The sequence below is a fragment of the Saccharomonospora halophila 8 genome, assembly GCF_000383775.1.
GTDB classification, from domain to species: domain Bacteria; phylum Actinomycetota; class Actinomycetes; order Mycobacteriales; family Pseudonocardiaceae; genus Saccharomonospora; species Saccharomonospora halophila.
On record NZ_KB912483.1, the window covers coordinates 71714 to 80959 of the forward strand.

Annotated in this window: 8 protein-coding genes; 3 read left to right on the top strand and 5 right to left on the bottom strand. The window is 64.9% G+C overall.

Annotated elements, in window-relative coordinates; translation table 11 throughout:
• Window positions 1-328 precede the first annotated feature (328 nt).
• The 5 genes from SACHA_RS23565 to SACHA_RS0101780 form a co-directional block, all read right to left on the bottom strand.
• A complete protein-coding gene (locus SACHA_RS23565; protein ID WP_083935747.1) occupies window positions 329-1438 on the bottom strand; it encodes a helix-turn-helix domain-containing protein in 1110 nt (369 codons plus the stop codon).
• A 43-nt stretch (window positions 1439-1481) separates the two neighbouring features.
• The gene (locus SACHA_RS24255; RefSeq protein WP_157601560.1) at window positions 1482-2159 is read right to left on the bottom strand and encodes a hypothetical protein; all 678 of its coding nucleotides are present in this window, start codon (window positions 2157-2159) and stop codon (window positions 1482-1484) included.
• Window positions 2160-2651: 492 nt separating this feature from the next.
• Window positions 2652-3119 carry a hypothetical protein gene (locus SACHA_RS24260; protein WP_157601561.1) on the bottom strand — a complete coding sequence of 156 codons (468 nt, stop codon included), beginning with the start codon at window positions 3117-3119 and terminating at the stop codon, window positions 2652-2654.
• The gene (locus SACHA_RS24265) at window positions 3119-3736 is read right to left on the bottom strand and encodes a hypothetical protein (protein ID WP_157601562.1); all 618 of its coding nucleotides are present in this window, start codon (window positions 3734-3736) and stop codon (window positions 3119-3121) included. The genes SACHA_RS24260 and SACHA_RS24265 overlap by 1 nt, the downstream gene beginning before the upstream one ends.
• Window positions 3737-4424: 688 nt before the next feature.
• Window positions 4425-5714, bottom strand: coding sequence for an MFS transporter (locus SACHA_RS0101780; RefSeq protein ID WP_083935748.1), 1290 nt, complete (start codon window positions 5712-5714; stop codon window positions 4425-4427).
• Window positions 5715-5744: 30 nt separating this feature from the next.
• On the opposite strand from SACHA_RS0101780, the gene SACHA_RS0101785 reads away from it, so the two are divergent.
• From SACHA_RS0101785 to SACHA_RS0101795, 3 genes are all read left to right on the top strand, one after another.
• Window positions 5745-6290 (top strand): TetR/AcrR family transcriptional regulator, encoded by a 546-nt coding sequence (locus SACHA_RS0101785; protein WP_028662792.1) that lies wholly within the window; start codon window positions 5745-5747, stop codon window positions 6288-6290.
• Between the two features lie 375 nt (window positions 6291-6665).
• The gene (locus SACHA_RS0101790) at window positions 6666-7772 is read left to right on the top strand and encodes a tryptophan dimethylallyltransferase family protein (protein WP_039737592.1); all 1107 of its coding nucleotides are present in this window, start codon (window positions 6666-6668) and stop codon (window positions 7770-7772) included.
• A gap of 50 nt (window positions 7773-7822) precedes the next feature.
• Window positions 7823-9205, top strand: a complete 1383-nt coding sequence (locus tag SACHA_RS0101795; RefSeq protein ID WP_019806735.1) for a tryptophanase — start codon at window positions 7823-7825, stop codon at window positions 9203-9205.
• Window positions 9206-9246 lie beyond the last annotated feature (41 nt).

A 9246-nucleotide genomic window follows, 5' to 3' on the forward strand; every position in this document is an offset into this window, starting at 1 on the left:
CGAGCGTGCGGCTGGCGCCGGTCCCGCCGGCCCGCACGCGGCCCCGGAGCGGAAGGCAGGCGGCCGGGAACCACGGAGGGGCCGCCGAGAAGAAAGATGATGTCCTCGCCGGACGGGCAGGCTCCGGGATGCCCACCGGGAGAGCAGCCGCGGTGCCCGTTGGCAGGGTGGGGTCGCTTGGTGGTCATCCCGTCGCCTGACCTGATGGCTATCACGCCGAGCCGGGGCCGCAAGCCTGGCAGCCGGGCGTCCCGGTCCCAAGGTCGGTTGCGGCCCCGACACGGCGTGATCGAGACGCCATCAGGCGACGGGATGACCACCAACCGCCCTACTGCACAAGTCGAAGCGATCGCTCCGGGGCAGCGAAGTGCTGATTCTCACCGGGGTACCCACTCCCGTCCTCGATAGGAACGATCGCGAGATTGAATATCAATCCACTCAACTCGGATGGGGATATGTGAAGATCTTGATAAATCTGACCGTAAGGAATTCCGCTAGACCTCAAAGAGGAAAGAACCTTTTTCAGAACAAGCGAAGTCTCCCGGATGATTCCATTTGGTTCGCTTGCGCGGTATCCCATCCGGCCGAGGTCTATAACCGCCCTCCGGTATCCCCAGTCACTAATTACTCCCAGTTCGCGAAGGCGGTATGTCAGCGCCAACGCTGAAACCTTCCACTTTTTCTTAGAGTGGATTACCTCCTCCACGCTTGGCGAGCATGTAAAGTTTCGACGCACGCTTTCTGTCGGCATCAGAAAGGCCGAAGCAAAAGCGTCGGCCTCTTTTTCTTCTGTTCGTGTTTTTTGACCACCGAGAACTTGTTCATGAAGTACCAGGTGACCAAGTTCGTGTGCGCCGTCAAACCGACCACGTTCAGCACTCTTAAGGGTATTCAGCAGCACAAAGGGCTTGCCATCTAACCAGAAGGAGAAGGCGTCCACATCGCTATGCTCAGGTGGTAAGGAGTAAACAGCAACTCCATGAGCCTCTAGCAAGTGAACTATGTTTGATATTCCTGCGCCAGGTTTCAAGCCCCAACGTGCACGGACGTATGTCGCCGCCAATTCTGGGTCCATACGACCATTCAATGTCGGAATGTCGATTCGTGGGAGCTCGAACCGCGCGTCAAACCACTTATGTAGTTCCACAGCAAGGGAAGCAGCGCTCAGCGCGGCGTCGCGGGTTCGAGCGCTGGTCTTGGTGCGTGCTCTAAAGCTCACTTGTTCAAGCGAGATCTCTGTAGCGTCCGGCTGCTCGAAAAATGTCGCAGGAAAGTTCAGTACTTCCGACAATGCCGTGAGAGTTTCCATAGAAGGAACTTGACGGCCATTCTCGGCGTTCGAAAGGCTTTGTGCGGTCAAGCCGACTTCATCGGCAAGACGCGTTAGGGTGAACCCGCGCCGCTTTCTCGCTAGTACGAGACGAGACGGGGTAAACATGCTAGCCAATCCTCACTCATGCGCCGTAGCCTTCGACAAGAGTCTAACCCTTCGGAGGCACAGGGAAGTCGCCGGGGCCGTCAAAGCCTTCGTTCGGGTCGTCGTCGTCGAAGTCATTCGAGTCCAGCTTGAATTTAGGAGCGATATGCCGGTTAGAGCTTGGTGAAAGCCGACCGCGCGGATCGAGGTTCTCAACTTCGGACATCTCATAGCGCGCTTGGTAGTCCTGTTTCGAGAAGTGCACCATCAACGCATACGAGGTATATCCTACCAGAGCTGAGAGTAATTGATGCTCTTCGGTCTCTGGAAGATCGATTGGCAAGGCGCCGCTTTCTTTTAACTTGTTGTTCTGCAACGCCAGAGCTTTAACCAGAGCGCCCTTCGGATTGCGACTTCTCGGCCTTTCAGTCCCAAGCAAACCTGTGTACGCGTCCCCGCTGCACACAAAGAGCAACGTCCTCGTTTGCGGGTTCAGGAGCACAGGAAGACACATTGGATTGTGGCGTTCCCACCCTAGGTCGTGAGCGGCCTCGCTGAGTTTCGACACAACCCCGTTCCAGCTATAGAAGCCTTGAGCTGTGGGTGCGTGATGCTTGCTCAGCACTCGCCGCCTCTCGGCGTTGCCGTTGCTGATGGCCGCTCGTAGCGCTTCGGGCTCCATGCCCAGGCGTCGAACGCTGTCCTCGTACGAGGGTTGCCTGCTCAGCCCACCGATGGCCATGGAACCTCCCCTTATAGTTTTACAACCTCGCCTGTGGTGCAGAAACTATAACCGAACTGGCGTTCGAGGGCAAACCAGGCAGGGACGTGCGTGGCGTGTCAGAGGCATGTGTTGCCCCACAGGTTTCCCACAGGGAACGACCGACAAAGATGCAAGACGACCATGTTGGACCAGCGTTCACTTTTGTGAACATGCCAGGTAGCGGTCGCCGAACACAGTCGACGACAGACGACCGCAGACCCAGGCACCTACTCCATAGGTTCTGGGTTCGAGTCCCAGGCGGCCCACCGACACCCAGGTCAAGGCGCTGGCGCCCTTGATGGGCGCTGGGCCACGCCACTACCTGCACATGTGCTGTGAAGCGGAAGGCACACCCGGTGACACGCTGCAGTCACTGCGCGAGAGCACTCCCTCACCGCACGGCTTCCGGGTCACGCCATGACCGCAGATTACACGCCAAGCGGCTGGTTGGATTCAGCCACAACGACTTGCTCAACCACCGAGAGAACTTTCGCGATCGTGGATTCGCTGTCGTCGCGCGATCTTTGGGCTACGTGTATTGAGCCGTCTCGCCAGATCTGCGGTCGATTCTCTCACGAAGGGCGCCAGGGATGGGTAACCCTCGGTTTCGAAGAATTCGACCATGACCTCCTCGGGAGGTTCTTCATTGCTTTCGCTGCACTCGTAATGGAAGTGTCCGGTGATCACGGCGCGAAATTGCGCAGCGTTCGTATCGGACCATAGGTCCAAGGTGATGTCGAACGACTCGTGATCGGGATTTGTGGAAAAACTCAGGCGCCAAGTTTGGCGTTCCGCAGCCTCCTCCTCCACGGCACCAACCGTGGCTTCGCTGGATTCTGATTCGTCTTCCCTTGAGCATAGCTTGCCTTCGAGGTGCGACACTCGGACATCGACAAGATCGGCGCCAAGGATGGCACGCCGCAGCGCCTCCTTGGACACTAAGTCCTCCTGCTGGTGGATCCGCCGGTCAGAACAGTCTCTCGAACAACGCGACCGGACCCGTGTTGCGCTTGATGGTGCGACTTCTGATGAAGGTCTCTGCATTGAGAAGGCGGATCTAACGATATCTCTACGCTGACCGCGTGCGCCCGAAGTTCCCTGATTTCGCGGTTGATGAGCGCGTAGTCTTCCCTGCATGGGTGCTGGATTTCGTCGGCGGAAAAACCGGAGCGTCGAAGCCAGTCATTGACTTCTCCCCATAGCCAAACTCCGCCGGATACGTGATTGAAAGGGGCGGGGAACCGGTGTAGACCCTTTCGATCGCCGCGGATCCAGTTTCCGACGGCTTGGGTCGTTACCCCGCATCGGTCTGCGATGTCGTGGCGCGATACGAGATCTTCATAGCAACGGGCGACTGTAACACCCGCACTGGATTCCAAATCTTTGATCACTGCTTTTGCCGCCGCGAGAGGTGTCGAGCCCGGTGCGGTGACAGTCAGCAGTGTTATCGATTTGTGGTCTTCCACGAGTGCGTCATGGCGCTCATAAATTGTCTCGATCGCATGTTCGGACAGTTCGTCCACCTCGAAGATCAGTTCTACGTCTGCCACTGTCACCAGCCCTGCCTCTGTAGGTCTGAGTTGAAGCTACCACGAGTGTTTCAAGGCCGAAACACTAATCACCACTTCGGTGGGGTGGCCCGGGACTCAGATCGTGCCGGTCGGGACAGCGGCGAGCGGCGCGCTTGATCCTTCGTGCGTGGTTGCCAGCGTTGCGGGGGCGTGCTGCTCACCGCGATCGAGTCGATGCCGCACGGACAGTACAGGCGGTACCCGTGCCCCTGTGCGACATAGCCCCAACCTTGCTCAACGAGCTCCTTAACTACCTCGTCCACCTCTTTGTACTGGTGATATCTAGCCACAACACCGCCCCTGCCGACGTGGAGACGGAGCGCCACCCGGTGGACGCGCTCATGAGATGCCGATCGACCGCGCATTGTAGTCACTTGTGCGGGAGCTCAATGGGTGTGCCGAAGGGGCCGTCGAGTCGCAACGGGGGACGGGGTGCCGGTCAGGATCGGAAGGATCGCGGCCTTGCCTGCCCTGCATGGGCAGGCCGAGGCAGATGTCGGCGACCTAGCACGAATACTTTGCCAGGTCGTACACCTCTCCGGCCCTCAGAGGTTCGGCGCACATCGGTCTCGGGTGCGCGCGGACGGGTGTCAAGGTTTTTCGAGGTGTGTCGGCGCGACGCGACGAGGCCGTTGTCCCGGGTGCTGTCCGATCGATGGTGCCGTCCTGCCGGTCAACCGTCGGCCGGTTCAGCAGCGGGATCGTGGACCGGCCGCCCGAGGGCCGAGAGCCCGATCGCGAGGGCGGCGAGTATCGCGGCGATCCAGACCACATGTTCCGCGCCCACGGTCCGGATACCGGCTGCGCCGACGATTCCGGAGGCGCCGATGGCAAGGTAGAGCAGTGCCTGGTTCAGCGACAGGAGTACCGAGGCCCGCTGGGGGTCCTGGGTGATGAGCCGGTGTTGTTGCGGGGTCGTGATGGCGAATGCGGCGATGCCGTAGAACCCGATCGCGGCGAGCGACCATGCGTAGGTGGTCTGGGCCACCGAGATCATCGCGAAGCTGAGGATCAGCCACAGGAGTGCGACGAGCACGACCGCGGAGCCGCCGTGGCGATCGGCCAGGCGCCCGGCCACGAGGTTACCGACGGCGCCGGCGATCCCGAGGGTGGTCATCAGTAGTGCGAGGCGGACCCCGTCCCCGCCGGTGGCAGGGGAGAACACCGCGCTGATGTAGGTGTAGGGAATGTAGACCGCGGTGAACGCCACCAGGGTCGTGGCCAGCAGCGCCAGTACTCGACGGTTCCCCAGCGGCGCCAGCCGATCCCGAAGCCCACCCGGATCGGAGGAGGTGGTCCTGCCGCGCGGGACGAGCCAGGCGATCCCGACCACTCCGAGCGCGGCGACCGCCGCCGCCAGCCACAGGGTGACTCGCCAGCCGAATACCGCACCGATAGCGGTGCCGGCCGGTGCCCCGAAGGCCACCGCGAGGGTGAAACCGGTCACCGCGGCCGCTATGGCGCGCCCACTGTCGGCTTCGGGCACCAGCTCGGCAGCGGTCACCGAGGCATTGGGGATGAACATGCCCGTGCCTACCGCAGCGACCACCTGCGCACCCAGCAGGATCGCGAAAGTGGGCGCCACCGCCGTGGCGGCCGCGCCCACGAGGTACAGAATGCCTGCCGCCAGCAGCACCTGCTTCCGTGGCCACCGCGCGGTCAACGTCGTGGTGATCGGAGCCGCGACGGCACAACTGATCGCGAACACGGTCACGACCTGGCCTGCGGCGGCGACACTCAAGCTGAACTGGGCGGCCAGCAACGGGATGAGACCGGCCAGTACGAACTCACCGGTGCCGACAGCGAACACTCCCAGGGCGAGTACCAGCACCCCGGCGGGCAGGCGCCCCGTTCTGACGTGCGCTGTTCTCTGATCGATAGCTCCCACGGTCCGCCCTTTCCCCTCGTCGCCATGATGGAACCGATCGGTACCATATGCGGGGACGGTACTGATCGGTTCCATTTGGTGTCAAGCGGCGTTACACTGGACCGGATGGCAGTGCGAGCACGAGCGAGGCTCCTGGCCGCGGCCAGGGAACTCTTCTACTCCGAGGGCATCCGCGCCGTGGGCGTGGAGCGCCTGCTGGAGGCGTCCGGAGTGGGGCGAGCGTCGTTCTACCGGCACTTCGGCAGCAAGGACGACCTCGTTGCCGCGATGCTCGATGACTACGACGTCGAGTACCGCACCTGGCTGCGCACTCGGGTAGGGGAGCTGGGTGGCGATGCGTTAGCGGTGTTCGATGCCGTGGCGGAGCACGCTGAGCAGTCCCACTTCCGGGGATGTGCCTTCCTGAACACCATGGCCGAGATCGCGGACCCCGCCGATCCCGTCCACGCCCGTGTGGCCGCCCACAAGTCCGCGGTGACCGGCTACCTTGCCGAACTGTTGACCGACACCGGTGTCGAAGCCCCCGACCACGTCGCAGCGCGGTGGATGATGCTGCTCGACGGTGCCGTGGTCACCGCCAGTTACCGGAAGGACGCCACCGCGTTCTCGCGCGCCAGAGAGATCGCCACCCGCGATCTGTCTGTCCACTGACACCGCTCGGCCGAATCCCGCCGTCCGGAAATCTGACCACGGTGCCTCGGCGGACGTGGCACGTACTGTTTTCTCACCGGGACCCGCTCGGACTCAGGACCGGGCACTTCGACCAGTGCTCCAGCGGTTGGAAACGTGGTGTGTACCTCAGTTCGGGGTCGCACCTGTTCCCGTTATCGGGCCGCCGCGGTGACACCGGAACGGACGAGTGCGGGCGGAGCGGGCGGTCGTTACCGGGGCTCCGCGACAACCCGAGAGTGATTGTCCGAGCATTTTCAAGATCACTCTTGTAGCGCTATGCGCGTCAGTGAAACGCCGGTTATGTTGATCTTCGTTTGCCCACGGGAGCCGCACCGGGCGCGTGGGAGTCAGCCGATGCCGAGGCCTGTTGGAGCGAACGTGAGCGTTGCCGACCCGACCCTGTTCGAACACACCCGCGATCAGTTGCGCGCCCTCTGCGCCGAGAACGGCTTCACCGACGACACCCGGCCGGTGGAACTGCTGCGGCACCTGCTCGGGCCTGCGGGCGGCCGTCCGTTGTCCGCCGGCCCCGCCTGGCCCACCGACGTCGCCGACGACGCCACGCCGGTCGAGTTCTCCGTCGCGCTGGACGACAGCGGGGACCGCGCCGTGCGCATCCTCGGGGAGACCGTGGGGCAGCCACCGGGTGCGGCGGAGAACGTGGCCGCGGCGCGGCGGTTCCTCGACCGCACCAGCGCGACCCTCGGCATCCCGACCGGGCGGTTCGACGCCCTGGCGGATCTGTTCCTGCCGGAGGAGCCGCAGGGCAAATTCGCGTTCTGGTACTCACTCATCTTCCGCCCGGACGGGGCGGCCAAGCTCAAGGTGTACTTCAACCCGGCCGTGCGCGGCCCCGAGCGGGCGCCGGAGCTGGTCGCCGAGGCGTTCGGTCGGCTCGGGCTGCACGACGCCTACGACACCGCCACGCAGAACGCCATGGTGCGCGGCGACGCCGACACGTTCTCCTTCTTCGCCGTGGACCTCGACGACGATCCGCTGTCCCGGGTCAAGCTCTACATCTCGCACGACGCGGCCACCTCCGACGACGCCGAGCGGGCGGCGAAGGCCGTCGTCGGGGTGGAGCCCGAGCGGATCCGGGAGTTCTGCGAGGTGCTCGGCACCGACACCGGGCCGTTCACCGGACGCCCGCTCGTGTCCAGCTACTCCTTCGTCGAGGCCGCGCCGGACGGCCCCGCCAACTACAGCCTCTACCTGCCCGTCCGCAGCTACGTCCACGACGACGCGGTGGCCCGCGAGCGGGTGCGGACCTTCCTGGAGCGGCACGGCGCGGATGCGTCCACACTGGACGCGGCGCTGCGCGCCGTCTCCCGGCGGCCGCTCGCCGACGGCGTCGGGCTGCTCGCCCACGTGTCGCTGCGGCTGGGCCGGTACGGCACCGGGACCACCGTCTATCTCTCGTCGGAGGCCTACGACGTGCCCGCGCCCGGGACCGCGCTGTGAGCGCACGGGCCGGGCGGAGCAACCATGAGCACACGAGGAAAGAAGGAAGCGTGAAACCGTTCCCGCCGTACCGCATCCAGGTGGTCAAGGACATCCCGATCACCACCCGTACGGAGCGTGCGCAGGCGCTGGCCCGTGCCGGGTACAACGCGTTCAACCTCCCCGCGGACGCGGTGACGATCGACCTGCTGACGGATTCGGGCACCGGTGCCGTCTCCGCCGCACAGGAGGCGGCCGCGGCCGCGGCCGACCGGTCGTACGCCGGGTCGGCGTCGTACTACCGGTTCCGCGCCGCGCTCGACGAGCTCACCGGGTTCGAGCACGTGTTCCCCGTCCATCAGGGGCGTGCCGCGGAGCGGGTGCTGTTCTCCGCCACGCTGTCGGCGGGACGGATCTCGCTGAGCAACACCCACTTCGACACCACCCGCGCCAATGTGGAGTTGCTGGGCTGCGAGGCCCGGGACCTGCCCTGCCCGGAGGCGGCCGACCTGGACAGCGACGAGCCGTTCAAGGGCGACGTCGATCTGGACGCGTTGGAGCGCACGCTCGCGGGCCCGGAGGGCGATCGGGTCGGCCAGGTGCTGATCACCATCACCAACAACGGCGGCGGCGGGCAGCCGGTGTCGATGGCCAACCTCCGCGCCGTCCGCGCGTTGTGCGACCGCTACGGCGTGCCGTTCTTCCTGGACGCCGCCCGGTTCGCGGAGAACGCCTGGCTGGTGACCCGGCGCGAGCCCGGGTACGGCGGGCACTCGCCCGCCGAGGTCGCGCGGGAGGCGTTCGGGCTCGCCGACGGGTGCGTGGCGAGTCTGAAGAAGGACGCCATCGCCCCGATGGGCGCCTTCCTCGGTGTGCGGGACGACGAACTGGCCCGGCGCTGCGAGGTCAACATCATCGCGACGGAGGGGTTCCGCACCTACGGCGGGCTCGCCGCGCACGACCTCGACCGGGTCGCGCAGGGTCTGCGTGAGGTGCTCGACCCGAACTACCTGCGGGCGCGGGCGGGGGAGGCCGAGCACCTGGCGGGGCTGGTCAACGAGGCGGGGGTGGACATCGTGCGGCCCGCCGGGGTGCACGCCCTCTACCTCAACGCGGGCAGGTTGCTGCCGCACGTCCCGCCCCACGAGTTCCCCGGCCACTCGCTGGCCTGCGAGCTGTACCTGGCGGGCGGGATCCGGTGCGTGGAGCTGGGCTCGCTGTACCTCGGCGAGTTCGACGAGGGGCACAACCTCGTCTCGCCCGCGCCGTTCGAGCTCGTGCGCATGGCGTTGCCGCGCCGCACCTACACCCGGGCGCACTACGAGTACGTCGCCGACGTCCTCGCCGACATCGCGAAGCACCCCGAGCGGGTCGCCCGGTACCGGGTGGCTGACGCGCCGCCGATCCTGCGGCACTTCAAGATGACGCTGGAGCAGCTGCCCGCGCGCGGCTGAGGAGCCCACGACGGCACGGGCGCCCGCCGGCGGAGCCCGCG

What these genes read in the sequence shown, in the direction of transcription:
- SACHA_RS24255 (WP_157601560.1), bottom strand. Translation starts at nt 2,159, where the DNA reads ATGGCCATCGGTGGGCTGAGCAGGCAACCCTCGTACGAGGACAGCGTT.
- SACHA_RS0101780 (WP_083935748.1), bottom strand. Translation starts at nt 5,714, where the DNA reads ATGGAACCGATCAGTACCGTCCCCGCATATGGTACCGATCGGTTCCAT.
- SACHA_RS23565 (WP_083935747.1), bottom strand. Translation starts at nt 1,438, where the DNA reads ATGTTTACCCCGTCTCGTCTCGTACTAGCGAGAAAGCGGCGCGGGTTC.
- SACHA_RS0101785 (WP_028662792.1), top strand. Translation starts at nt 5,745, where the DNA reads ATGGCAGTGCGAGCACGAGCGAGGCTCCTGGCCGCGGCCAGGGAACTC.
- SACHA_RS0101790 (WP_039737592.1), top strand. Translation starts at nt 6,666, where the DNA reads ATGCCGAGGCCTGTTGGAGCGAACGTGAGCGTTGCCGACCCGACCCTG.